The 24847-nt window shown below is 66.6% G+C and carries 25 protein-coding genes; 14 read left to right on the top strand and 11 right to left on the bottom strand.

Annotation, left to right across the window (positions count from 1 at the left end; all coding sequences use genetic code 11):
• Positions 1-34: 34 nt before the first annotated feature.
• The 3 genes from EDC25_RS02805 to asnS are packed head-to-tail and all read right to left on the bottom strand — an operon-like array spanning position 35 to position 2377.
• Positions 35-328 carry a hypothetical protein gene (locus tag EDC25_RS02805; RefSeq protein WP_123522145.1) on the bottom strand — a complete coding sequence of 98 codons (294 nt, stop codon included), beginning with the start codon at positions 326-328 and terminating at the stop codon, positions 35-37.
• Positions 328-966 carry an FMN-binding negative transcriptional regulator gene (locus EDC25_RS02800; protein ID WP_165910866.1) on the bottom strand — a complete coding sequence of 213 codons (639 nt, stop codon included), beginning with the start codon at positions 964-966 and terminating at the stop codon, positions 328-330. Before EDC25_RS02800 ends, EDC25_RS02805 begins: the two co-directional genes overlap by 1 nt.
• Positions 967-976: 10 nt before the next feature.
• A complete protein-coding gene (gene asnS / locus EDC25_RS02795; RefSeq protein ID WP_123522251.1) occupies positions 977-2377 on the bottom strand; it encodes an asparagine--tRNA ligase in 1401 nt (466 codons plus the stop codon).
• A gap of 80 nt (positions 2378-2457) precedes the next feature.
• On the opposite strand from asnS, the gene EDC25_RS02790 reads away from it, so the two are divergent.
• From EDC25_RS02790 to rplI, 4 genes are all read left to right on the top strand, one after another.
• Positions 2458-2790, top strand: a complete 333-nt coding sequence (locus EDC25_RS02790) for a HesB/IscA family protein (RefSeq protein ID WP_123522144.1) — start codon at positions 2458-2460, stop codon at positions 2788-2790.
• Positions 2791-2957: 167 nt separating this feature from the next.
• Entirely contained in the window at positions 2958-3410 is a 453-nt protein-coding gene (gene rpsF, locus EDC25_RS02785) for a 30S ribosomal protein S6 (RefSeq protein ID WP_123522143.1), read from the top strand.
• A gap of 12 nt (positions 3411-3422) precedes the next feature.
• Complete coding sequence (gene rpsR / locus EDC25_RS02780) at positions 3423-3647, top strand: 30S ribosomal protein S18 (protein ID WP_123522142.1); 225 nt, start codon at positions 3423-3425, stop codon at positions 3645-3647.
• Between the two features lie 83 nt (positions 3648-3730).
• Positions 3731-4180, top strand: a complete 450-nt coding sequence (gene rplI, locus EDC25_RS02775) for a 50S ribosomal protein L9 (RefSeq protein ID WP_123522141.1) — start codon at positions 3731-3733, stop codon at positions 4178-4180.
• Between the two features lie 467 nt (positions 4181-4647).
• Here rplI and EDC25_RS02770 read toward each other — a convergent pair whose 3' ends face one another.
• From EDC25_RS02770 to EDC25_RS02755, 4 genes are all read right to left on the bottom strand, one after another.
• Entirely contained in the window at positions 4648-5463 is an 816-nt protein-coding gene (locus tag EDC25_RS02770) for an ABC transporter ATP-binding protein (RefSeq protein WP_123522140.1), read from the bottom strand.
• The gene (locus tag EDC25_RS02765; RefSeq protein ID WP_123522139.1) at positions 5460-6578 is read right to left on the bottom strand and encodes an MlaE family lipid ABC transporter permease subunit; all 1119 of its coding nucleotides are present in this window, start codon (positions 6576-6578) and stop codon (positions 5460-5462) included. Before EDC25_RS02765 ends, EDC25_RS02770 begins: the two co-directional genes overlap by 4 nt.
• A 122-nt stretch (positions 6579-6700) precedes the next feature.
• The gene (gene murU, locus EDC25_RS02760; protein WP_123522138.1) at positions 6701-7423 is read right to left on the bottom strand and encodes an N-acetylmuramate alpha-1-phosphate uridylyltransferase MurU; all 723 of its coding nucleotides are present in this window, start codon (positions 7421-7423) and stop codon (positions 6701-6703) included.
• The gene (locus EDC25_RS02755) at positions 7420-8451 is read right to left on the bottom strand and encodes an aminoglycoside phosphotransferase family protein (protein ID WP_123522137.1); all 1032 of its coding nucleotides are present in this window, start codon (positions 8449-8451) and stop codon (positions 7420-7422) included. The genes murU and EDC25_RS02755 overlap by 4 nt, the downstream gene beginning before the upstream one ends.
• A 163-nt stretch (positions 8452-8614) precedes the next feature.
• On the opposite strand from EDC25_RS02755, the gene EDC25_RS02750 reads away from it, so the two are divergent.
• Positions 8615-9952: a polysaccharide lyase domain-containing protein gene (locus EDC25_RS02750; RefSeq protein ID WP_123522136.1), complete on the top strand. Its 1338-nt coding sequence runs from the start codon at positions 8615-8617 to the stop codon at positions 9950-9952.
• 237 nt (positions 9953-10189) lie between these two features.
• Here the strand turns inward: EDC25_RS02750 and EDC25_RS02745 are convergent, their stop codons facing one another.
• The 4 genes from EDC25_RS02745 to EDC25_RS02730 form a co-directional block, all read right to left on the bottom strand.
• On the bottom strand, positions 10190-11521 hold the full coding sequence (locus tag EDC25_RS02745) for a spondin domain-containing protein (RefSeq protein ID WP_123522135.1): 1332 nt from the start codon (positions 11519-11521) through the stop codon (positions 10190-10192).
• Position 11522: 1 nt separating this feature from the next.
• Positions 11523-12812 carry a spondin domain-containing protein gene (locus EDC25_RS02740; protein WP_164484050.1) on the bottom strand — a complete coding sequence of 430 codons (1290 nt, stop codon included), beginning with the start codon at positions 12810-12812 and terminating at the stop codon, positions 11523-11525.
• Entirely contained in the window at positions 12800-14569 is a 1770-nt protein-coding gene (locus EDC25_RS02735) for a S8 family peptidase (RefSeq protein ID WP_132577210.1), read from the bottom strand. The genes EDC25_RS02740 and EDC25_RS02735 overlap by 13 nt, the downstream gene beginning before the upstream one ends.
• Before the next feature lie 316 nt (positions 14570-14885).
• On the bottom strand, positions 14886-15092 hold the full coding sequence (locus tag EDC25_RS02730; protein WP_123522132.1) for a DUF3185 family protein: 207 nt from the start codon (positions 15090-15092) through the stop codon (positions 14886-14888).
• 177 nt (positions 15093-15269) lie between these two features.
• Between EDC25_RS02730 and EDC25_RS02725 the strand changes: the two genes are divergently transcribed.
• From EDC25_RS02725 to miaA, 9 genes are all read left to right on the top strand, one after another.
• Complete coding sequence (locus EDC25_RS02725; RefSeq protein ID WP_123522131.1) at positions 15270-15743, top strand: SUF system Fe-S cluster assembly regulator; 474 nt, start codon at positions 15270-15272, stop codon at positions 15741-15743.
• Between the two features lie 38 nt (positions 15744-15781).
• Positions 15782-17227 (top strand): Fe-S cluster assembly protein SufB, encoded by a 1446-nt coding sequence (sufB, locus tag EDC25_RS02720; RefSeq protein WP_164484049.1) that lies wholly within the window; start codon positions 15782-15784, stop codon positions 17225-17227.
• Positions 17224-17565: a DUF3703 domain-containing protein gene (locus EDC25_RS02715; protein ID WP_123522130.1), complete on the top strand. Its 342-nt coding sequence runs from the start codon at positions 17224-17226 to the stop codon at positions 17563-17565. Before sufB ends, EDC25_RS02715 begins: the two co-directional genes overlap by 4 nt.
• Positions 17566-17571: 6 nt before the next feature.
• Entirely contained in the window at positions 17572-18336 is a 765-nt protein-coding gene (gene sufC / locus EDC25_RS02710) for a Fe-S cluster assembly ATPase SufC (RefSeq protein WP_123522129.1), read from the top strand.
• 11 nt (positions 18337-18347) lie between these two features.
• Entirely contained in the window at positions 18348-19568 is a 1221-nt protein-coding gene (locus EDC25_RS02705) for a SufB/SufD family protein (RefSeq protein ID WP_132577209.1), read from the top strand.
• Positions 19565-20824 (top strand): cysteine desulfurase, encoded by a 1260-nt coding sequence (locus EDC25_RS02700; protein WP_377599905.1) that lies wholly within the window; start codon positions 19565-19567, stop codon positions 20822-20824. The genes EDC25_RS02705 and EDC25_RS02700 overlap by 4 nt, the downstream gene beginning before the upstream one ends.
• Positions 20825-20843: 19 nt before the next feature.
• The gene (locus EDC25_RS02695; protein WP_123522127.1) at positions 20844-21398 is read left to right on the top strand and encodes a GNAT family N-acetyltransferase; all 555 of its coding nucleotides are present in this window, start codon (positions 20844-20846) and stop codon (positions 21396-21398) included.
• Positions 21399-21474: 76 nt separating this feature from the next.
• Complete coding sequence (locus EDC25_RS02690) at positions 21475-23640, top strand: S46 family peptidase (protein ID WP_205984973.1); 2166 nt, start codon at positions 21475-21477, stop codon at positions 23638-23640.
• A 23-nt stretch (positions 23641-23663) separates the two neighbouring features.
• A complete protein-coding gene (miaA, locus tag EDC25_RS02685; RefSeq protein ID WP_123522126.1) occupies positions 23664-24626 on the top strand; it encodes a tRNA (adenosine(37)-N6)-dimethylallyltransferase MiaA in 963 nt (320 codons plus the stop codon).
• Positions 24627-24847 lie beyond the last annotated feature (221 nt).

Raw genomic sequence — 24847 nt, 5'->3', positions numbered from 1 at the left:
CCGCGCAGTGTGGTTGGAAGCCGGGCCGGGCAGGTCAGGCCTGCACCAGCAGCCAGCGCAGCACCAGGAGGAACACGCCGGCGAGGGTGAGGATCAGCATGATGCGCGCCGGCAAGGCCAGTGCGCGCAGGCCGGCGTCGCCGAGCTGCCCGTAGCCGCCGCGCAGGATCCACAACAGGCCGGTGGGCGACAGCGACGAGCCGGCCATCAGTCCGGCCTGGCCGCGATCCTGCAGGTGCCGGCAGGTCAGCGGGCCGAAGATGACATAGCCGGTCACGCCCACTGTGGCGAAGGCGATGCCCAGCAGCAACAGTACGAGTCCACCCATCATGGTGATGGCCCTCCGGTCTTCGCATCGAGGACGCCCTGCATCAGCGCGGCGATTTCCCGGCCCTCGTGATTGCCATGTGTGCGCAGGCCGTCGATGGCGCCGCGCAGGCTGGCGGCGTCGTGATGCTGGTTGAGTTTGTGCTTGACCTGGATGCGTGTGGCCTCGAACTCGAAGCCGACGATGCCGGCCAGTTCGCGGGCCGTCTCCGGCGCGCTGCCGGGGAAACGCCAGTCGCTGCCGATGCCTTCCTCGTAGTGCGCGGCGAGGTCGGCGACGAGAGCCAGAAGGCTGGCGGGATCGTCGATCAGTCGCACCGTGCCATACAGGTGCGCGGCCGTGTAGTTCCAGGTCGGCACACTGTGGTCCGGCTGCGCATACCAGGTCGGTGACACGTAGGCGTGCGGCCCGTGCACGATCACCAGTACGGTCTGTCCGGCCAGGCAGCGCCATTGCGGGTTGGCGCGCGCCAGGTGCCCGCGCAACACGAACCGTTCGCCGTCCCGCTCGGCGCGTACCGGCAGGTGCGTCGCGAAGGGCTCGCCTTCGACGCTGCTGACCAGCGTGACGAAGGCGTCGCGGGCGAGCAGCGCCTCCAGCGCCTGCTGCCCTTCGGAGAACCGGGCGGGAACGAACACGGCGCCGTGCTCAGAACTCGGCCGAACCCGGCGCGCGCGGATAGGGAATGGCGTCGCGGATGTTGCCCAGGCCGCAGATATACACCACCAGCCGCTCGAAGCCGAGTCCGAAGCCGGCGTGCGGCACGGTGCCGTAACGGCGCAGGTCGCGGTACCACTCGTAGTGGCTGGCATCCAGTCCGAACTGCTTCATGCGCGCGTCGAGGACGTCGAGGCGTTCCTCGCGCTGGCTGCCGCCGATGATCTCGCCGATGCCGGGCGCCAGCACGTCCATGGCGGCAACGGTCCTGCCGTCCTCGTTCAGGCGCATGTAGAACGACTTGATGTGTTCCGGATAGTTGGTGACGACCACCGGACGGCCGACGTGTTCCTCGGTGAGGTAGCGCTCGTGCTCGGTCTGCAGGTCGGCGCCCCAGGCCACCGGGAAATCGAACTTGCGTGGCGCCTTCGCGAGGATATCGACCGCGTCGGTGTAGTCGATGCGCTCGAAGGGCGAGGCGATGAAGCTCTCCAGGCGGCGGATCGCGGTCTTCTCGATCTTGTCGGCGAAGAACGCCATGTCGTCGCCACGCTCGTCGAGCACGGCCTTGAAGATGTACTTGAGGAAGGCCTCGGCGAGGTTGGCGTCGTCATCGAGGTCGGCGAAGGCGATCTCCGGTTCCACCATCCAGAACTCGGCGAGGTGGCGGGTGGTGTTGGAGTTCTCGGCGCGGAAGGTCGGGCCGAAGGTGTACACCTTGCTCATAGCAAGGCAGTAGGCCTCGACGTTGAGCTGGCCGGACACGGTGAGGAAGGCCTCGCGGCCAAAGAAGTCCTCGCGGAAGTCGATCCGGCCCTTCTCGTCGCGCGGCAGGTTGGCCAGGTCCAGCGTCGAGACGCGGAACATCTGGCCCGCACCTTCGGCGTCGGAGGTGGTGATGATCGGCGTGTTCACCCAGTAGAAGCCGCGCTCGCTGAAAAAGCGGTGGATGGCCTGGGCGATGCAGTGCCGGATGCGCGTGACGGCGCCGAAGGTGTTGGTGCGCACGCGCAGGTGGGCGACCTCGCGCAGGAACTCCATGCTGTGCGGCTTCGGCTGGATCGGATAGGTCTCCGGGTCGTCGACCCAGCCCAGCACCTCGATCGCAGCGGCCTGCAGTTCAAAGGCCTGGCCCTTGCCCTGCGACGGCACCAGCGTACCGGTCGCCGATACCGAGCAGCCGCTGGTCAGGTGGCGGACTTCGCTGTCGTAGTTGGCCAGTTCGGCCGGCGCCACCACCTGGATCGGATCGAAGCAGCTGCCATCGGACACGTTGACGAACGACAGGCCGGCCTTGGAATCACGGCGGGTGCGGACCCAGCCCTTGATGGTGACGGTGGTGCCGGCCTCGATGCGGCCGGACAGGGCGTCCTTGATGGCGACCTGGGACATGTCGTGCGGTTCCATGGAGAGTGGGGGCGCCATGATACCGGGACGTTGAGGTTCAGCGGCCGCGCGCTAGACTTCCGGCCATGAGCATTTCCCTGACTGAAGCGGCGGCGGCACGCGTCGCCGGTTACCTCCAGGAGCAGCCGGGCAAGCTCGGCCTGCGTTTCGGCGTGAAGCGGACCGGCTGTTCCGGCTGGGCCTACGAGGTCGACCTCGCCGAGGCCGGCCGCGAAGGCGACCATGTCTTCGAGGACCGCGGCATCCGTATCTTCGTCGACGACGACAGCCTGCGCCTGGTCGACGGCACCCGCATCGACTTCGTCCGCCAGGGCATGGGCAGCCAGTTCGTGTTCGACAACCCGAACGTGGCGGCGGCCTGCGGCTGCGGCGAGAGCTTCACCACGGAAGCCGTCTGAACGAGCGCGCGTGTCCCGGCCGTCCCTGCTGGCCGGAAGTTGCGCGCCCGCCCGATCCGCGCGAGAATGCGCGACCCCCGGCCCCGCGCCGGGGTCCCTTGCCCTACCGGATGCCCGGAGGGCTGCCTTCCCCGGACACGGGGACGACATCCACAAGGAACAATCCAATGCGTCATTACGAAATCGTGTTCCTGGTCCATCCGGACCAGAGCGAGCAGGTGCCCGCCATGATCGAGCGCTACAAGGGCTTGATCGAAGGCGACGGTGGCTCGATCCACCGCCTGGAAGACTGGGGCCGCCGCCAGCTGGCCTACCCGATCGAGCGCCTGGCCAAGGCCCACTACGTGCTGATGAACATCGAGTGCACGCAGCCGGTCCTGAAGGAGCTGGAAGCCGGCTTCCGTTTCAACGATGCGGTCCTGCGCCACCTGATCATCGCCCGCGAGGACGCGGTCACCGAGCAGAGCTACATCCTGAAGAACAAGGACGAGAAGCCGCGCCGCATCGAGTCCGAGTATGGCTACGGCGATCCGGAGCCGAAGTCCCTGACCTCGCGTGGCGAGGAAGAGGGTGGCGAGGCTGAAGCCGAAGCCGCCACCGACGACAACGCCGCTGCCTGAGGAGCTTGATCCATGTCCCGTTTCTTCCGTCGCCGCAAGTTCTGCAAGTTCACCGCCGAGGGCGTCACCGAGATCGATTACAAGGATCTGGGCACCCTGCGCCAGTACGTGACCGAAACCGGCAAGATCGTGCCGAGCCGCATCACCGGCACCAAGTCGCGTTACCAGCGCCAGCTGGCCCTGGCCATCAAGCGCGCGCGCTTCCTGGCCCTGATCCCGTACACCGACGGTCACTGAGCCCCCGGGCCCGGTTCCAATTCGGACAGCTCACTGGTTGCGGACCGGCGACGGTCCGCTAACGAATTCAAGGAAACAAATCCATGCAACTGATCCTCCTGCAGAAGGTCGTCAACCTGGGTGGCCTGGGCGACACCGTCAACGTCAAGCCGGGCTACGGCCGCAACTACCTCGTGCCGCAGGGCAAGGCCGTTCCGGCCACGCCGGCGAACGTGGAAATGTTCAAGGCCCGCCGCGCCGAGTTCGAGGCCAAGGCCGCCCAGCTTCTGGGTGATGCCAGCGCCCGCGCCGCGACCCTGGAAGACGCGTCGGTCACCATCAAGGCCAACGCCTCGACCGAAGGCAAGCTGTTCGGTTCGGTCGGTCCGCGCGATATCGCCGAGGCCTTCACCGCCGCCGGCAAGCCGGTCGGCAAGAACGAAGTGATCATGCCGGAAGGCCCGATCCGCCGCATCGGCGAGTTCGAAGTGATCATCCACCTTCACGCCGACATCGAGCGTACGGTGAAGGTGGAAGTCGTCGCCGAGGACTGATCCTCGACAACGGCTCCAGCCGAACGACAAGGGCGCCCCAGGGCGCCCTTGTCCGTTTCGGGCGCCGGAAAATCACCGGCGCGATTGCGCCCTCCATGCCGGGAGGAGGTCAACATGGCGCCGGCCGTCGGGGGGCGCGTCGCGTGCACCGGTGCCCTGGTCGCCGACCAGCCGCAGCCCGCTCGACTCCGTGTGCGAGGGTCGTTGGCTTTCCGGCGTGCAGCCGCCACGCTTCCTCCAGCGGCCGCTTCTCCAGCGCTGCCCGCAAGGCCTCCCGCACTTGCGCCGACATCGATCCACGACCGTGCGGGGGTTGCATCCGCCTTCGCCGGTCGCAGCGCGATAAACCCATCCGGGTCGGATAGGGCCGCGCTTCCGGCGGCACGCGATGACCGGTCAGGTCGGCGCGAACCGCGACGCCTGCATGGACACGACGAGGGGCGGACAGTCTGGCCGGCTCACGGTTGTTACCGGTCGGTACCCTGTCGGTCGGGAACGGCCTGGGACGCGGTCGCCGCCTGTGCGGCGCGACCGCGCGGGCCATGGAAGTAGTCGCGGATCCACGGATGGTCGAAGGCTTCGACTTCCGGCAGCGGCGCGCACACCAGCACTTTCCTTTCCGCCAGCACGGCGACGCGGTCGCAGATGCTGTACAGCGTGTCCAGGTCGTGGGTAATCAGGAACACAGTCAGGCCGAGCGCATCGCGCAGCGTGCGGATCAGGCGGTCGAATGCGGCGGCGCCGATCGGATCGAGCCCGGCCGTCGGTTCGTCGAGGAACAGGATGTCCGGATCGAGCGCGAGCGAACGCGCCAGTGCCGCGCGCTTGCGCATGCCGCCGGACAGCTGGCTGGGGAACTTGTCGCCCGCCGACTCCGGCAGGCCGGCCAGACCGACCTTGAGGTCGGCGATCAGGTCGCGCTGGCGGGCATCCAGTTCGGGATGGTATTCGCGCAGCGGCACCTCGACGTTTTCGCCGACGGTGAGAGAGGAGAACAGCGCGCCGTCCTGGAAAAGCACGCCGAAGCGGCGCTCGATCGCGCGGCGAGCGCGGTCATCCAGCGCATCCAGCTGCTGTCCGAACACCTTCACGCTGCCGCCGTCGGGCGGGCGCAGGCCGACGATGCTGCGCATCAGCACCGACTTGCCGGTGCCGGAGCCGCCGACGACGCCGAGGATCTCGCCGCGGCGCACGTCCAGGTCCAGTCCGTCGTGCACGCGCTGCGTGCCGAACTGGTTGACCAGTCCGCGCACCTGGATGAGGGTGTCAGGCGTCGTGCTCATATGCCCAGGGTCTGGAAAACCAGCGCGAACACCGCGTCCAGCATGATGACCAGGAAGATCGCCTGCACCACGCTGGTGGTGGTATGGCGACCGACGGATTCAGCGCTGCCGCCGACCTCGAAACCCTGCAGGCAGCCGACGATGCCGATCACCAGCGCGAACACCGGTGCCTTGATCACGCCGACGAGGAAATGCCGGAACTCGAAGGTATCCTGCAGCCGCGCCAGGAACATCGCCGAGGAGATGTCCAGCGACGTCGCGCAGATCACCAGGCCGCCGATGATGCCGGCGGCCATCGCCACGCAGGTCAGTAGTGGCAGTACGACCAGCAGCGCCAGCAATCGCGGCAGCACGAGGATATCGACCGGGTCCATGCCCAGCGTGCGGAGGGCGTCGATCTCCTCGCGCGCCTTCATGGCGCCGATCTGCGCGGTGAAAGCACTTGCGGTGCGGCCGGCGAGCAGGATCGCCGTCAACAGCACGCCGAACTCGCGCAGGAACGAAAAGCTGACCAGCTCCACGGCGAACACGCTGGCGCCGAACTCCTGCAGCACGGTGGCGCCGAGGAAGGTGATGACGGCGCCGACCATGAAGGACAGCAGCGCGACGATCGGCAGCGCGTCGACACCGGTCTGCTCGACATGGCTGACGATGGACGTGAGCCGCCAGCGCGCCGGCTGCACCATCACGGACGGGAAGCGCACCGCGACCAGGCCGATGAAGCCCAGCATGCGCCGGACCTGGTCCACCAGCACGGCGGTTGCGTGGCCCGCGCGTTCGAACAGGTCGGTCCAGTGCTTCGGACGTGCATGCGCGACCTGCTGGTCCAGGGTCGCCCGCGTTGCCGCGATCAGCGCGCGCTGTTCGTCGCTGGCCTTCTCCAGCGCATCGAGGTCGAGGCCGTTGCGCTTGAGCACGCGCGCGACCAGCAGGGCGCCTGCGCTGTCGAGGCGTTCGATGTCGCCGAGGTCGATCCTGCGGACCGTGGCGATCTGGCGATGTCCGTCTAGCGCCGGCTGCAGCCGGGCGAAGCCGGGCAGCGTCCACGCGCCACGCAGCCGGGCGATGTCGCCCGACGGCGTCGTTTCGATCTGGAATGCCGGCGCCTGGTCCATCACGCAAGCCTAGCAGCGGCGCGCAGGGCGGTGCAGGCGTGTTGCGGGCCATGATCGAAGTCCGATGTCGCCGCAGCCCGGCGACCGCCGCGCTGGCTTCACCGGCCCGCGTAAGGTTGCGCTCAGCGGTCGCGCAGTTGCCGGTCCAGCGCGGCCAGTCGCCCGGGCGTGCCGACATCGGTCCAGGCGCCGTGATGGTGTTCGCCGGTGACGCGGCCGTCACGCATGGCCGCGCGCAACAGCGGTGCCAGTGGAAAGCGCGGAGGCTCGTCACGGGCGCCGGGCGCATGGCCGATCACGCCACGCCAGCCGTCGAGCAGGGCCGGCCGGTAGACACCGATGCCCGAATAGGTCAGCGCCGGCCAGGACTGTGCCGGCGGGGCATCGCGCTCATGCAGCCGACCGTCATCGGCGAGCCGGAAGTCGCCCGCCGGCACGTGCGCGGCGGGATCGACCATGACCAGGTGCGCCAGTCCGCGCGGTTCGCTTGGCAGCCGCGCCAGGTCGTAGTCGGTCCATACGTCGCCGTTGACGACGATGAACGGTGCGTCGCCAAGCAGTGGCAACGCATGCAGCATGCCGCCACCGGTCTCCAGTGCCACGTCGCCTTCGCGGCTGTAGTGCAGATGCAGGCCGTAGCGGCTGCCGTCGCCCAGCAGTTCGGGAAAACGGTCGGCCAGCCAGGCGAGATTGACGACGACATCGGTGACGCCCAGTGCGGCCAGCTTGTGCAGGTGCCATTCGATCAGGCGATGTGCACCGACCTTCAGCAGCGGCTTCGGCAGCGTGTCGGTCAGTGGCCGCATGCGTTCGCCGCGGCCGGCGGCGAAGACCAGTGCCTTCATGGCGTTGCCGTCGATGTGTCGTCGCGGCCGCGGGGGATGCGCAGGTCGCGCCCGCCGATCCAGCGCTGAAGCAGGGTGCGCAGCCCCTCGAATTCCGGATACAGCGCCATCACCTCGTCGGTATAACGCCAGACCAGGGGCAGGTCGCCGAGATAGCTGGCCTTGCCATCGCGATACCAGAGGCGGCAGAAAATGCCCAGCACCTTGATGTGCCGCTGCAGGCCCATCAGGTCGAACCAGCGCCGGAAGCGGCGTGCATCGGCATCGCTGAGGCCGGCTTCGACCAGGCGCCGGCGGTAGCCTTCGACCCAGGCATCGACGCGGTCGATCGGCCAGGCGATGTAGCAGTCGCGCAGCAGCGAGACCAGGTCGTAGGTCACCGGGCCGAGCACCGCATCCTGGAAATCGATGACGCCGGGTCCGCCCTGATCCAGCACCAGCAGGTTGCGCGAGTGGTAGTCGCGATGCACGAAGGTCCGCGGCTGGCTGCGCGCCGAATCGACCAGCATCCGGAACGCCGACTCGATGGTGTCCCACTCCTCGCATTCGGGCACCACGCCGAGGTGTCGGCGCAGGAACCATTCCGGCAGCAGTTCCATTTCCGCCACCAGTCGCGCTTCGTCGTAATCGGGCAGGCCGCCGGTATCGGCACGGGCCTGCATCTGCAGCAGCGTGTCTAGTGCGGCGCCGTACAGCGCGTCGACACTGTGGTCGTCGAGCGCCGGCAGGTAGGTGCGCGTGCCCAGGTCTTCCAGCAGGAGGAAGCCGGCGCTGGTGTCGGCGGCGTGGACCTGCGGTGCGTGCACGCCGGCGCGCCGCAATCGCCCGGCAATGTCCAGCCAGGGCGCCACATCCTCCTTGTCGGGCGGCGCGTCCATGACGATCCGGGTGCCGCCGTCGGCCAGATGCACGCGCCAGTAGCTGCGGAAACTGGCGTCGGCGGAAGCGGGCTCGACTGACTCAATGGCATCGCCCAGTCGGGCATGGATCCAGTCGTGGCGGAGGCGGGCGCGGTCGGGTGCTGTCATGGCGGGCGGAACGGCTGCGGGGCGGCCACGCTAGCAGAAAGCGGCCCCGGATCGTGCCGGCGTCCGGCCGGCATTCTGCGCAACCTGTCGCAATTGGAACCCTTGATTGCGGCTAACCTTTGGCCAACGCGCCAGGGGGGCGCATTGACCACAAGGGACAACCATGCGTGTATCCGCGTTCCTGCTGGCGCTGCTCGCGTCGCCGTTATCCGCCGCCACCTACCAGGTCGGGCCCGCCCGGCCGCACACCACGCTGCAGCAACTGCTGGGGGCCGTCACGTTGCAGCCGGGCGACATCGTCGAGATCGATCCGGGAGACTATCCGGGCGGCGTCATCCTCACGCGCAGCGGTTCGGCATCGCAGCCGATCACCATCCGCGGCCTGCGCGACGGACAGGGCAATCGTCCGCTGCTGTCGGGTGGCACCAACACCTTCGAATTCCGCCGCGCCGACCACGTCGTGCTGGAAGGCCTGGCGTTCACCGGCGGCAGCAGCCGTTGCGTGTTCGTGCACGCCCGCGATGTCGTGCTCCGTGACCTGCTGGTACGCAACTGTTCCGGGCAGGGCATCCTCGCCGCCGACCAGCACACCGGCAACCTGACGCTGGAATACAGCGAGATCCGCGACAGTGGCAACGGTTCCGGCCAGCATTCGCTGTACATCCAGAGCGATGAGGTCAGCAATCCCGGCAGCGTGTTCCGCATGCGCTTCAACTACGTGCACCACGGCACCGGCGGCAACCTGCTCAAGAGCCGGCACGAGCGCAACGAGATCCACTACAACTGGTTCGAGGGTGCGTGGTTCCACGAGCTGGAACTGATCGGTCCGGATCCTTTCCAGCAGTTGCCGGGCTGGACGCCGGGCCTGGCGCGCGAGGATTCGGAAGTGCTGGGCAATGTCATCGTGCATTCCTCGCCGCTCAACAGTTTCGGTGCGGTGATGCGTTTCGGCGGCGATGCCACCGGCGAATCGCACGGGCGTTACCGCGTCGTCAACAACACCTTCATCATCAGCGGCAGCGCCAGTCCCGCCACCGTGTTCCGTCTCTTCGACGGCCTGGAATCGGTGGAGGCGCACAACAATGTCATCTGGCGCAGCAGCCCCGGCGAACTGCGCATCGAGCGCACCGTCGAAGCGGTCTGGGCGGCCGGTTCGCGACGGGTGGCCGGCAGCAACAACTGGATCAACGCCGGCGCCAACCTCGTGCCCGCCGAATGGACCGGTACGCTCAGCGGCCTGACGCCGGCCTTCCTCGATGCCGCCGCGCACGACTACCGGCCGGCGCCCGGCAGCCCGCTGCTGGCAGCGGGCAACGCATCGCCGACCTCGCCGCCGGCCTGGCCGTTTCCGTCACCGACGTTGCTGCCGCAGTTTCTGCCGCCGATCCGCAGCTGGCAGGCGCCCGGCACCGCCACGCCGCGGCCGGCGCAGACACCGCCGACCATCGGTGCCGTCATCCGGCCGCAAGACCTCATCTTCGCCGACGGCTTCGAGGACTGACCGCCTCCGGCAGCAGACCGCTGCCCGGCGCAAGCCCCGATTCTCATGGCGTACGCGGGAGCTTTCCAGTCGTCCTTCCCGCGAAGGCGGGAATCCAGTGCTCTTTGGGCACTGAAGCCACTGGATCCCCGCCTCCGTGGGGACAGCGCCCCGAAGTCAATGAGCATTGGAGCTTGCGCCGCACGATCTCCTGGTCTTGCGACGACGGTCGAGTTGGCGATTCGGCCGAGCGTTGCCTCACTCTTCCGGCAGGATCAGCCGTCGCTGTTCGCGGCTGTCGCAGGTCCAGCCCAGACCTTCCAGCGGCGGGCTGAGACGGTGGATGATGTAGTTTCCATCGGTCCAGTCCGGGTCGTCGGCCTGCCAGGTGACCTGTCCGGTCTGGCAATTGTCCAGGGCGACGCGCAGGCTGCCCCAACGTTCGCGGGTCACCAGAGCCGGGTTGTCGGTCGAGGCGAATTCGCCGCCGGTGGTCAGGTACATCTCCACATCGGCGAAGGCCTCCTCGTCGTCCATATCGGCCATGCCGGCCAGCCATACCTGCTCGCCGCTGCCGTCGGGAGTGAAGGTGTACCAGTACACCAGGATGCGCGGGTTCTGGCTGTCCGCCGCCGGCTCGACGAGTTCGATATTGAATCCCTCGCCGGCGCGCTCCGGGCTGTACCACGAGCCGGTGAGGCTGACCGGTGCCACCCAGCGGCTGATCTGCAACTGCCCGATGCGATAGCCGGGCCGGGAAAAATCGGCGTTGACGGGGTCGTAGAACGAATGTCCCGTGCTTCCGGACGGCACATACGAGGTGCTGCCACCCAGCACGCGCTGCGGCTGGCCGTCCGGATTGCGGTGCGAGCCGTTCAGGCCCGGATGCCAGGTCACCGTCCCGTCCTCGGCGCTGCAGGCCTGCCCGGTGAATTCGGCTACATCCAGGTTCGCCAGTTGTGCCTCGTTGTTCACGCACAGGCCCAAGTCGACGACCTGGTTGCCGTGGATGTTCAGCAGCAAGGGGCCGCGGAACCTGCCCTGGCTGTTGAACAACTCGATCTGGTACGGATCCTCGTTGGCGACCATGGCGTCGTTGGCCGGGTGCAGCAACGAAAAAAACGTCAGGAAACGATGTTGCGCGGGGTTGACCGTCACAACCGTCTGCCAGGGGATCGGGCGGTTGAAGCCCGGTGAAGGGATCGTGGCAGCCAGCGGCGGCTTCGGATTCAAAATCTGGCTGATCTTCGCGTCCGGCCAGGCCGCCAGGAACGCCGCATGGAACTCCGGCACTGGCGTGAAATTGCGTCCGGCCCACTCGGCGAGCACGGTCGGCAGCGGCTTGCCCAGATCGAACACATCGAATTGGCCGTTATGGAAGGCGACCTGCACCCGCGTGTTGTGCAGGGAATCGTCCGGCATGGTGTCGTACCAGCGCAGCAGCAGCTTCACCGGTGCATCGGCCGATTGCGCCAGGGCGGGCGTGGCAAAGGTGCTGGCGGCCAAAGCCAGCGCCGCGCCAGCCATGCTGGCGAGAGCCGCGCCACGCTTGCGCGAACGAAGAAAGATCAGGGAATGGGGGTCGTTCATCTCAATCCTCCGGCAGGATGAGGCGCGCCTCGTCCGGAAGCGCGCAGGGCCAGCCCAAGCCCTCGATCTGTGGACTCAGGCGGTTGATGAAGTAGTCGCCGCTGGGCCAGTCGGGATCGTCGGGCTGATAGAACACCCGTCCATGGCCGCAATCGCCGAAGCCGATACGGATCGTGCCCCAGCGCTGGCGATCCACCAGATCGGGGTTGCCGGTCGAGGCGAACTCGCCTCCGGTGGTGACATACATCTCCACATCGGAGGCGATGCCGCCGTCGGCATCCATCTCGCCCATGCCGGCCAGCCAGACCTGCTCGCCGCTGCCATCGGGCTTGAAGGTGTACCAGTAGACCAGGATGCGTGTGTGTGGCTGGCCCGGCTCCGGCTCCACCAGTTCGATGTTGAAGCCTTCGCCGGCGCGTTCGGGGCTGTAATACGAGCCGGACGTATAGCCACTGGACCAGCGGCGTGTGATCAGCAGGCGGCCGATCTTGTAGCCGGGACGGGAGAAGTCGGCGCGCTGGGCATCATAGTGCGGGTTGAGGGCAGGATTGTCATGATGGAAGTGGCCGGTGCCGCCTAGGACACGCTGCGGCGAGCCATCGGGATTCCGCCATGAGCCATTCAAGCCCGGATGCGGCATGACAACTCCGTTTTCGGGATCGCAAGTCTGTTCATCCCACAAACCGACGTCCAAGCGGGTCAGAACGGCTTCATCGTTCCGGCACAGGCCCGCATCGACAGTCTGGTTGCCGAACACGTCGATATAGAGCGGTCCTTTGAATTTTCCCTCGCTGTCGAACAGTTCGATCTCGAAGGGATCTTCGTTCGCTACGAACGCATCGTTCGCTGGATAGAGACGAAAGACATAGGACAAAAACCGGTGTTTTTCCGGATCCAGCGTCACCAATGCTTTCCACGGGGGAGTTCCTATGATGTGTCCGAGACCGTTTGGCTTGGGATTCCAGATCAGTCCCAGCTCGGCATCCGGGTAGTTCTGAAAAAAGTTCTCGATGAACGCATCTGCGGGGAGGAAGTCGGAGGGTATCCAGTTGCGCAGGAACGGCGGTAAGGGTTGGCCTCGGTCGAATGCATCGAATTCCCCGTTATGGAACGCCAGAACGATGCGGTCATTATTCAGCGAGTTGTCTGGCATCGTGTCGTGCCAAACGGCCAGAATTTCCACTTCGCTTGATGTGCTCTGAACAGGAGGGGGTGTGGCATTGCAAATCATACTGGCAGTTGCCAACAGCACCAGTAGCGGGAACGTTGAAGATTTCATCAGATGCACCATGGAGTATACGTTGCGGATATATCGCCATTCGTCCAGCTGCTGCAGCTTGGGCCGTTGCATGCGCGCACCCGCACCCATGTGGTTCCGGTTACGTCGATATGGGCAAATGCAGCGGTTCCCGAGTACAGCGAGAAGGGGGAAGAGTAGATCGATGAATACGATCCTTGGAGTTCATAGTGGCTGAATGGCCCGCTACTGCCTGACCAGTACACCCAGTTGGACCCATAGCAAAGCATCCGTTCGACTGTGGCAGTAGTGGGTGAGGTAGGTTTTGCCACCGCGTCGCCAAGCTGGATGAGTGGGATCGTGTAAGAGGTTGCGCCTTGGGTGAAGCTGATGGGCAAGCCGGTATCCTTCAAGTGATCGACGATAACATGCACAGGTACGCTGGTCTTCGGCCAAAGGTTGCGGAGTCCAGCAAATGCGCCGGCAACGTGCGGTGCGGCCATTGAGGTGCCGAAGGAATAACCATAACTGGATCCTGGAATGGCAGACAGGACACATTGATGAGTGCCAGTGCAAAGAAAGCTTGCGTTGCCCATTCCGCCGGGCGCAAGTATATCAAGTGCGCTGCTCGCATTACTGTAGTTCGCATGATTATTACTTTTGTCGGTTGCGCCAACCGCCAGAGTGTTCTCGATGCATGCGGGTGCGGCGATTATGTTGGCAAGTCCGTCCATTGCTGAATTCCCGGAAGCCGCTACAACCGCGACCCCCGCGCCGGTGAGAAGGTCTACCAGCTGCGCCAAGTCGGTATATGCGACATCACAATAACCTGGGAACCAGGCAAACCATCCATAACTCATGTTTACAGCAGCAATGTCCAGCGTGGATCGCATTGAGTAGACGTGCTCCAGCGCAGCTTCTGTGTCGCTTATGTCAAACCCCAAGCATGGCCCTGGATCCCAGCCACAGTTGTCGGACAAGGACCCGGTTCTTACCGTCATCAGGTTACCGGCATAGGCAACGCCTTTAAGAACCGGCCCAGATGGCGGAACGGTCTGCTGCGAGCCGATCGCAATGCCCGCCACATGGGTCCCGTGGTCGCAGGCGGCTGAGCCGGTGCACGTTTCGCCAGATCCGGCACTGACCGATCCCCAGCTGTGTCCGGCCGGGCAGCCGGCGTAGCTGAACTTATTGGTTGAAAAGCAGGCTTCTCCGACGATTTTTCCGCTGAACATCGGGTGGCTTCGTTGTACGCCGCTGTCGAGTATGGCGACAGTGTGCCCCGAGCCAGTCGCGCCGCCACTGTGTGCGGTCCCGGCTTGTATCTGCGGCAGGGTCTCCTGCAAAAAGGCTCGCATGGAAACTTCTTGATAGAGAACTTGAATGCCTGCATCAGCGAGGAGCCAAGTCAACCCTTGGGCGTCAGCTTCCACAATTGCCAACGGAAGGGGTAAGAGCTCCTTGATGATCGTTAGCGAATTGTTTGCAAGTTCCTCGGGAACCCGTTCGCGTAGCTGGTGGAAGGTTTCGGCATGACGGGTGCCGATCTGCTCCGCCAACTCGTCGTCTACGCCCATGGCATAGGGATCGTAGCCGGGCCCGGTGTAAACTTGGATGATCAGCCGTTGTGGCGATGACAGACCAGCAAACTCTTCGAGCAATTCGGTTGCAATACGTGGATCGAGCACGTTGCCCTCACCGTCCTTGCGCACGACCAAACGCTCAGGCGGCAACGCCTGAGCGAGCAAGGGGGGGGCGAATACGGAGATGGTGAGCGATGCGGCCAGCAATTTCGAGAAGAGGCGGCTCATGACGATGACTCCATGCAGGAGCGTGGTTCGACCGTAGCCCACTTCTCCACATGAATCAACCTGAAATGATCTTGTGTACGTAAATACTGTGTATTAGCGTCAAGTGCTCCCTTGAGTTGCCCCACCATTCACGACACCTAATCGGCCCTAAAAAAACCTGATGTCATGTCGCAGTTGTTGGTCTCGAGCGATACTGGTGTGCGGCGAGCTTGCCAGCGGCCTTGCGGCCGCAGCGGGCAGCAAGCTACCCGCCTACAGGGGCAGAATCCTGCGGCATGAATTCGACACGTGCGCTGCACGACGCAGGGTGTGCGCGTCAGCGCTTGCCCATGAACAGCAGGGCGAGGCCGCCGACGGCGGCGACGCCGCCGCCGATCAGATACCACATGGTGCCGTCGGTGTAGCGGCCGGTGACGCCTTCGACAACGCGTTCACTCAGGCTGTCAGTGGCGGTCAGGCCGAAATACAGGGCGATGGCGCCGCCGACCAGCAGGGCGATTCCGATAAAGGTGTTCGAGGACATGGGCAGGACTCCTTCGTCTGGGAGGGGTTGAGGGACGTCGTGTTGTGTGTTGCTGCGGCCATGAAGCCGTGCAACGGCTGGCCTGGCGCTGAACGGAGCCGGCAAAGCCCGTGCCTGCATGGCTTGGCGGGGTGCCGGCCTAATCAGTACAATTCTGGTCCCATTTGGAGTGCCGCGATGCTTCGCGTCAGCAAACTCACCGATTACGCGACCATCCTGCTGGCCGAAATGGCGCGCAAGCCGGATGCGCTGCGGGCCGCCACCGAGCTGGCGGAAGCGACACGACTGGAGCTGCCGACCGTCAGCAAGGTCCTGAAGCTGCTGGGTTCGGCGGCGCTGGTGCAGTCGCAGCGTGGCGTCGCCGGCGGCTACCGCCTGGCGCGTCCGGCACAGGAGATCAGCGTGGCGCAGATCGTCGAGGCCATCGACGGCCCGATCGGCATGACGCGTTGCAGTGCGTCGGCTGGCGAATGCAGCCATGAATCGCACTGCACCGCCCGCGTGTCCTGGCAGCACATCTCGCGCGCCATCGAACGCGTGCTCGCCGACATGACGCTGGCCGACATGCTCGGCGGCCTGCCGCCGGCACCTCCACCCGCACCTGCGCTGCGCACGGCCAATGGCGGACGCATCGACATCCGCCTGGGCTGAACCCCGAGCCAGCCAACGCCAGCTTGAGAATCCACGACATGGTTGCCACACCCGAACAGATCAGCGAACGCCTGGGCCAGCGCTACAAGGCCGGCTTCGTGACCGACATCGAGACCGACGTCGTCCCGCCCGGCCTGAGCGAGGACGTCATCCGTGCGATCTCGGCAAAGAAGGGCGAGCCGGACTGGCTGACGGAATGGCGGCTGGCCGCGTATCGCCACTGGCTGACCATGCCGATGCCGGACTGGGCCAAGCTGGAGATCGCGCCGATCGAATTCCAGGCAATCAGCTACTACGCCGCGCCAAACCTCAAGAACCGGCCGAAGTCGCTGGATGAGGTCGATCCCAAACTGCTGGAAACCTTCGACAAGCTCGGCGTGCCGCTGCACGAGCGCGCGCGCCTGGCCGGCGTCGCGGTCGATGCCGTGTTCGATTCGGTCAGCGTCGGCACCACGTTCAAGAAGGAACTGGCCGAGGCCGGCGTGATCTTCTGTTCGTTTTCCGAAGCGGTGCACAGCCATCCGGAGCTGGTGCGGAGGTACCTCGGTTCGGTCGTGCCGCATACCGACAATTTCTTCGCCGCGCTGAACTCCGCGGTGTTCACCGACGGCAGTTTCGTGTTCATTCCCAAGGGCGTTCGTTGCCCAATGGAGCTGAGCACCTATTTCCGCATCAACGCCCGTGACACCGGCCAGTTCGAGCGCACGCTCATCATCGCCGAGGACGATGCCTACGTGTCGTACCTGGAAGGCTGCACGGCGCCGATGCGCGACGAGAACCAGCTGCACGCCGCGGTGGTCGAGCTGGTTGCGCTGGAGCGCGCCGAGATCAAGTACTCGACGGTGCAGAACTGGTATCCGGGCGACGAGAACGGCGTCGGCGGCATCTACAACTTCGTCACCAAGCGCGGCGCCTGCCGTGGTGCGCGCTCGAAGATTTCCTGGACCCAGGTGGAAACGGGGTCGGCGATCACCTGGAAGTATCCCAGCTGCGTGCTGATGGGCGAGGAATCGGTCGGCGAGTTCTACTCGGTGGCGCTGACGAACCACATGCAGCAGGCCGATACCGGCACCAAGATGATCCACATCGGCAAGAACACCAAGAGCAAGATCATCAGCAAGGGCATTTCCGCCGGCCGTGGCCAGCAGACGTATCGCGGCCTGGTGCGCGTGCAGCCGACGGCCGCGAACGCGCGCAACTACACGCAGTGCGATTCGCTGCTGATCGGCAAGAAGTGCGGCGCGCACACCTTCCCGTACATCGAGGTGCGCCGCCCGGATGCCATCGTCGAGCACGAGGCCACCACCTCGAAGATTTCCGACGACCAGCTGTTCTACTGCCGCTCGCGCGGCATCGGCGAAGAAGACGCCGTGTCCATGATCGTCGACGGCTTCTGCCGTGACGTGTTCAAGGAGCTGCCAATGGAGTTCGCCGTCGAAGCCAAGCGCCTGCTGGAGGTGTCGCTGGAGGGCTCGGTCGGATGAAGCTTCGTCCCCACCAGCGCGCCGCCTACGACAACGAAATGGCGCAGGCCCGCCGCGCCGAAGCCGCAGGCGATCTCGACGCCGCCTTCAGTCATCTGGAGCGCGCGCACATCCTCGGCCAGCGCAACACCCGCGCGCATACACGCGCGCACCTGCACATGCTGCGCATCGGCTGGCGCCGTCGCGACCCGCGCGAGCTGGCCGGCCAGCTGCTGCGCATTCCCGCGGCGCTCACCAAGAGCCTGATCTGGGTGCCGGTCGGCAACACCGGTGGCGCCAATGTCTCCGCCATCAAGCCGATGCCGATCCCGGCCGACCTCAAGCCCTACCTGGACTGACCCGACATGCTGACCATCGACAACCTGCACGCGCGTACCGCCGGCAAGGACATCCTCAAGGGCCTGGACCTCAAGGTCGGCGCCGGTGAAGTGCACGCGATCATGGGGCCGAACGGTTCCGGCAAGAGCACGCTGGCCTCGGTGCTGTCCGGACGCGACGGCTACGAAGTCACCGCCGGTTCGGTGCGGTTCAACGGCCAGGACCTGCTGGAACTGGAGCCGGAAGAACGCGCCGCCGCCGGCGTGTTCCTGGCACTGCAGTATCCGGTCGAGATTCCCGGCGTCAACAACACCTATTTCCTGCGTGCGGCGCTGAATGCGCAGCGACGTTCGCGTGGCGAGGCGGAGATCGATTCGGTCGAGTTCCTGCGCCTGGTGCGCGAGAAGCTGAAGGTGCTGAGCCTGCCCGACGACCTGCTCAAGCGCGGCGTCAACAGCGGCTTCTCCGGCGGCGAGAAGAAGCGCAACGAGATCTTCCAGATGGCGGTGCTGGAACCGGCACTGGCCATCCTCGACGAAACCGATTCCGGCCTCGACATCGACGCCCTGCGCCAGGTCGCCGACGGCGTCAATGCGCTGCGTTCGCCGGAGCGCGGCTTCATCGTCATCACCCATTACCAGCGCCTGCTCGACTACATCCAGCCGGATTTCGTGCACGTCCTGGTCGATGGCCGCATCGTCGAATCCGGCGACCGTACGCTGGCCAGGGAACTGGAAGCGCACGGCTACGGCTGGGTCGCCGAACGCCACCTTGCCGACGCCGGGGCCTGAGCATGGACACCGTGCTGCAACAGACCCTGGCGGCGCAGTTGCCGCCACCCTCGGCAGGCTGGCCGGCATGGTTCATCGAACGCCGGCAGCGCGCGCTCGACGCCCTGGTATCCGCGCGCTGGCCGCAGCGGAAGGACGAGGCCTGGAAGTACACCAGCCTGCACGAACTGGCGCAGCAGGCGCCGCAGGTCGTGCAGGCAGCGGTGCCGGCCGCCGTGGACGATGCCGCAATGGTCTTCGTGGCAGGGCAGGGCGCGGTCGGCAATGCGCCGCCCTTCATGCGTCGCCTCGCCGATGCGCTGGCGTCCGGCCAGGCCGGACAGGCGCTGGCACCGGCCACCCCGGCGGCTGAAGGTGGCGACGTCTTCGACCATGCCAACGCCGCGTTTGCCAGCGATGGCGCGCTGATCGACGTGCCGGCCGGTTACGTCGACGACGACTGGTTCCGCATCCATATCCGTGGCGCCGGACAGGCGGCATCGACGCACTGGCACCTCGCCCACCGCATCCAGCTCGGCGAAGGCGCGAACCTGCGCCTGCACCTGGACCAGGAAGCCCTGTCCGGCAGCGGGCTGGCGACCATCGTCAGCGACATCCGCGTCGCCCGTGGCGCGCACCTGGAGCTGGCGTGGACACGCGCTGCCGGTGACATGGCCAGCATCGCGCGCACGCGCATCGAACTGGAAGCCGACGCGCGGCTGACGCTGCATGTCCTCGACGCCGGCGCGTCGCCTTCGCGCCATGACCTCACCGTCGTGCTCGCGGGCGAAAACGTGCAGTCCGATGTCGGTGGCGTGTTCATGCTCGAAGGCCGCCGCGTCGCCGACCTGCAGTTCGACCTGCGCCACGACAGCCCGAACGCCTCCAGCAACACGACCTGGCGCGCGATCGCCAACGAACGCTCGCGCGCCGTTTTCAACGGCCACATCAATGTCGCGAAAGGGGCCGACGGCACCGACGCGCAGCTGGGCTGCAAGAGCCTGCTCGGTTCGGTGCAGGCGGAAGTGGATGCGAAGCCGGTCCTCGAGATCTATGCCGACGACGTGAAGTGCGCGCATGGCGCCACCGTCGGCCAGCTGGATGCGCAGGCCCTTTTCTACCTGCGCAGCCGCGGCATCGGGCTGGACCAGGCGCGTTCGATGCTGACGCGCGCGTTTGCCGCCGAAGCCTTCGGCGAGCGACAGGATTCGCCAGCCGCCCTGCGCCTGGCGCAGTGGCTGGAGGTCGCGTGATCGCCACGGCGGAACGGCCCGGGCTGCCGGCCGCCTCGCGCGATTGGCAGACCCTGCGCGACGACTTCCCGGCGCTGCGCCGGCAGGTGCACGGCAAGCCGCTGGTGTACCTGGACAACGCCAACACCGGGCAGCGGCCCGAGGCCGTGCTGGCGGCGATGGAGCGCTACTACCGCCAGTACAACGCCAATGTCTCGCGCGCCGTGCACACGCTCGGCACCGAGGCGACCGAAGCCTACGAGGGCGTGCGCGACCGGCTGGCCGCGTTCGTCAACGCGCCGTCGCGCAATGAAATCATCTTCACACGGGGCAGCACCGAGGCCATCAACCTGGTCGCCTACAGCTGGGGCGGCGCCAACATCCAGGCCGGCGACGCCATCCTCGTCACCGGCATGGAGCACCACGCCAACATCGTGCCGTGGCAGCTGCTCTGCGAGCGCAGCGGCGCGACGCTGAAGGTGCTGCCGGTGCTGGACAGCGGCGAGCTGGATCTGGACGCGCTGCCGGCGCTGCTGACGCCCGAGGTGAAGCTGTTCGCCTTCACGCATGTCTCGAACGCGCTCGGCACCATCAATCCGGTCGTCGAGCTGTGCCGGCTGGCGCGCGAGCGCGGCATCACCACGCTGATCGACGGCTCGCAGGCGGCGCCGCACCTGCGCATCGACGTGCAGGCCATCGGCTGCGATTTCTACGCCTTTACCGGCCACAAGATGTTCGGGCCGACCGGCACCGGCGTGCTGTGGGCGCGCCATGCGCTGCTGGCGGCGATGCCGCCGTTCCTGTCCGGCGGCGAGATGATCCGCGAAGTGGATTTCGCCGGCACGACCTTCGCCGATCCGCCGCATCGCTTCGAAGCCGGCACGCCGAACATCGCCGGCGTGATCGGGCTGGGTGCCGCGGTCGATTACATCGAAGCGCTGGGCATGGAGGCGATCGCCGCCCGCGAACAGGCCCTGGCCGACTACGCGCTGTCCCGCCTGCAGGCGATGCCGAGCCTGCGCCTGGTCGGCGCCGGCGCGCGCGAGCGCGTACCGGTGTTCTCGTTCCTGGTCGAAGGCGTGCAGGCACAGGACCTCGCCACGCTGATCGACCTGGAAGGCGTGGCCGTTCGTTCCGGCCATCATTGCGCGCATCCGCTGATGAAGCGTTTCGGCGTGTCCGCCACCTGCCGCGCCTCGCTGGCGTTCTACAACCAGGAAGGCGAGGTGGACCAGCTGGTCAACGCGCTGGAGCGAGCGCGCACGCTGCTGGCCTGAGCGGCACAATCGCGGTGTCATGACCGACCCCTCCCGCATTCCGCTGCGCTACCGCTGGGCGACGGCCGGCGATGCCGATGCCATCGTCGCGCTGGCGCAGTCCGCCTACCGTGGCGACGCCAGCCGTGCCGGCTGGACGACCGAAGCGGATTTCCTCGACGGCCAGCGCATCGACCGCGAAGGCGTGCTTGAACTCATCGGTGAAGGGCAGGGCATCGTCCTGGCCGAGCGCGACGACGTCGAAGCCGCGCTGGTCGGCTGCTGCCATGTCAGTCGCGAGGGCGATGACGCCTGGTTCGGCCTCTTCGCTGTCGATCCGGGGCTGCAGGGCCACGGCATCGGCGACCGCCTGCTCATTGAAGCCGAGCGCCGCGTCGTCGAATCCTTCCACAGCCGCCGCCTGCGCATGAAAGTGATCTGGCTGCGCGACAGCCTGATCGCCTGGTACCAGCGCCGCGGTTTCCAGCGCTGCGAAGATACGCATCCGTTTCCCTATGGCGAGCCGCGCTTCGGCCTGCCCCGGCGCGACGACCTCTACTTCATCGTGCTGGAAAAACCGCTCGTCCCGGCGTGATCGCGCACGCGGCGGGTTTGCCCCCGGTTTCCCCTACTTCTATCCTGCCCACCTCCCGACTTTCCGGAAACAACCCATGCGCGTCCTGCCCGGTTTACTGCTGAGCCTGTCCCTCGTATTGCCCGCCATGCACGGCCACGCCGACGAAGGCATGTGGCAGCCGGCGCAACTGCCGGACCTGGAAGTCCAGCTCAAGGCCCGCGGCCTCGACCTGGAACCGGAAGACCTGGCGCGCCTGACCGAATACCCGCTCGGTGCCATCGTCGGCTTCGGTTTCTGCACGGCGTCGTTCGTGTCGCCGGATGGCCTGGTGGTCACCAACCATCACTGCGCCTATGGCGCCATCCAGTACAACTCGACGCCGGAGCGCAACCTGCTCGCCGACGGCTTCCTGGCCGCGACCCACAAGGACGAGCTGCCGGCTGAGCCGACGATGCGCATCTTCGTCACCGAATCCATCGAGGACGTGACCGCGCGCATCACCGAAGGCCTGGACGACAGCGTCACCGGTACCGCGCGCCACCAGGCCATCGACCGCGCCAGCAAGGCCGTCGTCGCCGAATGCGAGGCGACGCCGGGCTACCGCTGCGACGTGTACGTCTTCCATCAAGGCCTGTCCTTCCAGCTCGTTCGCCAGCTGGAAGTGCGCGACGTGCGCCTGGTCTATGCCCCGGCCAGCGCCATCGGCAAGTTCGGCGGCGACATCGACAACTGGATGTGGCCGCGCCATACCGGCGACTTCAGCTTCCTGCGCGCCTACGTCGGCCCGGACGGCAAGCCGGCCGCCTATTCCGAAGACAACGTGCCCTACAAGCCACGCCACCACCTGAAGGTGCAGCCGGAGGGCGTCTCCGCCGGCGACTTCGTGATGGTCACCGGTTATCCCGGTCGCACCAACCGCTACCGCCTGTCGGAGGAAGTGCGCGACGCCATCGAGTGGCAGTACCCGACCACCATCGAGCTGTACCAGCGTTACGTCGATATCGTCGAAGGCCATCCGGATGCCGAGGCGCGCCTGAAGTACGCCGGCAACATCGCCTCGTGGAACAACACACTGAAGAACTTCGGCGGCCAGATCGAAGGCCTTCGCCGCGCCGATGCCGTCGCCGTGAAGGCCCGGGGCGAAGAGGAGCTGGAGCGCTGGCTCGACCGCAACCGCGACGGCGAACGCCTGAAGGCCGGTGTCGCCCGCCTCCGCGAAGAGCTGGCGAAGGCGCGTGGCACGCGCGAGCGCGACCTGCTGTTCCGCCAGTTCAGTGGCCTGGCGATGCTGCGCGCCGGCTACAGCATCGAGCGCCTGGCGATGGAACGCGGCAAGCCGGATGCCGAACGCGAATACGGCTTCCAGCAGCGCGACGAGGCACGCCTGGAAGGATTCCTGCGCACGATCGACCGCCGCTTCGACCCGGCCGTCGAGGTGAAGCTGGGCACCGAGCTGCTGGTGCGCTACGCACGCCTGCCTGCCGACCAGCGCATCGCCGAGCTGGACGCCTGGCTCGATGGCGCCAGCACCGCCGAAGCGATCAGCGCCCGGCTCACCGCGCTGTATGCGGGCTCCAGCCTCACCGATCCGGCCAGGCGCCTTGAGTGGTTCGCCGCCGATCTCGACGCCATCAAGGCCAGCGACGACGCCCTGCTGCGTTTCGTCGATGCGCTGATGCCGGCCTGGCTGCGTGCCGAGGAACAGGACAAGCAGGCCAGCGGCAACGCCTTCCTGTACCGCCCGCAGTACATGCAGGCGATGATCGACTACAACCGAAGCCGCAACCGTCCGATCTACCCGGATGCCAACAACTCGCTGCGCGTCAGCTACGGCACCGTCACCGGCTATTCGCCGCGCGACGGCATGCAGTACCTGCCGTTCACGACGCTGGAAGGCCTGGCCGCCAAGCACACCGGCGAGGATCCCTTCGACGCCACGCAGCGGCAGCTGGACGAGATCGCCGCCAGGCGCCACGGCAGCTATGCCGATCCGGCGCTGGGTTCGGTACCGGTCAACTTCCTCGCCGATCTCGACATCACCGGCGGCAACTCCGGTTCGCCGACGCTCAACGGCAAGGGCGAACTGATCGGCCTGGCCTTCGACGGCAACATCGAATCGGTCAGCGCCAGCTGGCTGTTCGAGCCGGCCATCACCCGTTCGATCCATGTCGACGTGCGCTACATGCTGTGGGTGATGGACGTCGTCGATGGCGCCCACCACCTGCTGCGCGAAATGGGCCTGTCCGCGGCGCGACGCTGAGCCTGCCGCCGCGCCCCGCGGCCATGACAGGCGGCATCGACAACCGGCCCCCGGCGATCGCGCTGATGGGGCCGACGGCCAGCGGCAAGACCGACCTGGCCATCGCACTGGCTGGGCGGTTCCCGCTCGGCCTGGTCAGTGCCGATTCGGCGCTGGTCTATCGCGGCCTGGACATCGGGTCGGCGAAGCCGGATGCCGGCACGCTTGCGGTGCATCCGCACGAGCTGGTCGACATCCGTGAGCCCGACCAGCCGTTCTCGGCCGGTGATTTCCGCACCGAAGCACTGGCCGCCATGGCGCGCATCCATGCCGCCGGCAAGGTGCCGCTGCTGGTCGGCGGCACCGGCCTGTACTTCCGCGCCCTGACACGCGGCCTGGCCGAACTGCCGGTCGCCCAGCCGGCCCTGCGCCAGGCGCTGTCGGCACGCGGGGGCCGCGAAGGCTGGCCGGCACTTCACGCCGAACTGGCAAGGCTGGATCCCGTCGCCGCCACGCGCATCCGGCCCACCGATCCGCAACGCATCCAGCGCGCGCTCGAGGTCTGCCTCAGCACCGGCCAGCCGCTCAGCGTGCTGCAGGCGCAGTCGTCGCAGCGGCCGCCGTGGCGCCTGCTCAAGCTGGTGCTGCTGCCGGCGGACCGCGCGCAATTGCATCGCCGCATCGCCCGGCGGTTCGACATCATGCTGGCGGCCGGCTTCCTCGACGAGGTGAGGCGCCTGCGCGCCGATCCGCGCCTGGCTGGCCGTCCCGACCTGCCGGCGCTGCGGGCCGTCGGTTACCGCCAGGCCTGGTCGCATCTGGACGGCCAGACCGATACCGACGGCTTCCGCCAGCAGGCCATCGAGGCGACGCGCCAGCTGGCCAAGCGCCAGCTCACCTGGTTCCGCGGCGAACGCGACGCCTTCGCCCTGGATCCACTGGCCGCCGACCCCTTGCCGGCGGCGGTCCGCTATGTCGAAGCCTTCCTCGGCGACCGGTCTGAATGAACGGATGCCAATCCGAGTGAAAGTTTCCGTAAGTCACTGAACTATAAGAATTGCCGGGCCGTCGACCCGCTCTCCTGCGTGGCGGCCTCGACGCGATTTCCTTGTCGAACAACGACTTGCGACACAGATCCGGGCGCCCGCGCGCCGGGCCAACCAACGGCAGGGGCAAGGCCGGATCGGATCACCTATACTCGGGCGACTTGAAAAAGCCGGTGCGCCCC

The organism is Pseudofulvimonas gallinarii (assembly GCF_004343305.1).
Lineage (GTDB): Bacteria > Pseudomonadota > Gammaproteobacteria > Xanthomonadales > UBA2363 > Pseudofulvimonas > Pseudofulvimonas gallinarii.
The sequence above is the reverse complement of the archived record's forward strand: the minus strand, read 5'-3'. Positions and strand labels throughout refer to the sequence as shown.

Bases quoted from the DNA above. Each gene is read 5' to 3' on its own strand.
- EDC25_RS02745 (WP_123522135.1), bottom strand. From the start codon at position 11,521: ATGAACGACCCCCATTCCCTGATCTTTCTTCGTTCGCGCAAGCGTGGC.
- EDC25_RS02725 (WP_123522131.1), top strand. From the start codon at position 15,270: ATGCTTCGCGTCAGCAAACTCACCGATTACGCGACCATCCTGCTGGCC.
- rpsR (WP_123522142.1), top strand. From the start codon at position 3,423: ATGTCCCGTTTCTTCCGTCGCCGCAAGTTCTGCAAGTTCACCGCCGAG.
- EDC25_RS02765 (WP_123522139.1), bottom strand. From the start codon at position 6,578: ATGGACCAGGCGCCGGCATTCCAGATCGAAACGACGCCGTCGGGCGAC.
- sufC (WP_123522129.1), top strand. From the start codon at position 17,572: ATGCTGACCATCGACAACCTGCACGCGCGTACCGCCGGCAAGGACATC.
- murU (WP_123522138.1), bottom strand. From the start codon at position 7,423: ATGAAGGCACTGGTCTTCGCCGCCGGCCGCGGCGAACGCATGCGGCCA.
- miaA (WP_123522126.1), top strand. From the start codon at position 23,664: ATGACAGGCGGCATCGACAACCGGCCCCCGGCGATCGCGCTGATGGGG.
- EDC25_RS02715 (WP_123522130.1), top strand. From the start codon at position 17,224: ATGAAGCTTCGTCCCCACCAGCGCGCCGCCTACGACAACGAAATGGCG.
- EDC25_RS02805 (WP_123522145.1), bottom strand. From the start codon at position 328: ATGGGTGGACTCGTACTGTTGCTGCTGGGCATCGCCTTCGCCACAGTG.
- EDC25_RS02735 (WP_132577210.1), bottom strand. From the start codon at position 14,569: ATGAGCCGCCTCTTCTCGAAATTGCTGGCCGCATCGCTCACCATCTCC.
- rplI (WP_123522141.1), top strand. From the start codon at position 3,731: ATGCAACTGATCCTCCTGCAGAAGGTCGTCAACCTGGGTGGCCTGGGC.
- EDC25_RS02695 (WP_123522127.1), top strand. From the start codon at position 20,844: ATGACCGACCCCTCCCGCATTCCGCTGCGCTACCGCTGGGCGACGGCC.
- EDC25_RS02750 (WP_123522136.1), top strand. From the start codon at position 8,615: ATGCGTGTATCCGCGTTCCTGCTGGCGCTGCTCGCGTCGCCGTTATCC.
- EDC25_RS02770 (WP_123522140.1), bottom strand. From the start codon at position 5,463: ATGAGCACGACGCCTGACACCCTCATCCAGGTGCGCGGACTGGTCAAC.
- EDC25_RS02740 (WP_164484050.1), bottom strand. From the start codon at position 12,812: ATGGTGCATCTGATGAAATCTTCAACGTTCCCGCTACTGGTGCTGTTG.
- asnS (WP_123522251.1), bottom strand. From the start codon at position 2,377: ATGTCCCAGGTCGCCATCAAGGACGCCCTGTCCGGCCGCATCGAGGCC.
- sufB (WP_164484049.1), top strand. From the start codon at position 15,782: ATGGTTGCCACACCCGAACAGATCAGCGAACGCCTGGGCCAGCGCTAC.
- EDC25_RS02690 (WP_205984973.1), top strand. From the start codon at position 21,475: ATGCGCGTCCTGCCCGGTTTACTGCTGAGCCTGTCCCTCGTATTGCCC.
- EDC25_RS02755 (WP_123522137.1), bottom strand. From the start codon at position 8,451: ATGACAGCACCCGACCGCGCCCGCCTCCGCCACGACTGGATCCATGCC.
- rpsF (WP_123522143.1), top strand. From the start codon at position 2,958: ATGCGTCATTACGAAATCGTGTTCCTGGTCCATCCGGACCAGAGCGAG.
- EDC25_RS02790 (WP_123522144.1), top strand. From the start codon at position 2,458: ATGAGCATTTCCCTGACTGAAGCGGCGGCGGCACGCGTCGCCGGTTAC.
- EDC25_RS02730 (WP_123522132.1), bottom strand. From the start codon at position 15,092: ATGTCCTCGAACACCTTTATCGGAATCGCCCTGCTGGTCGGCGGCGCC.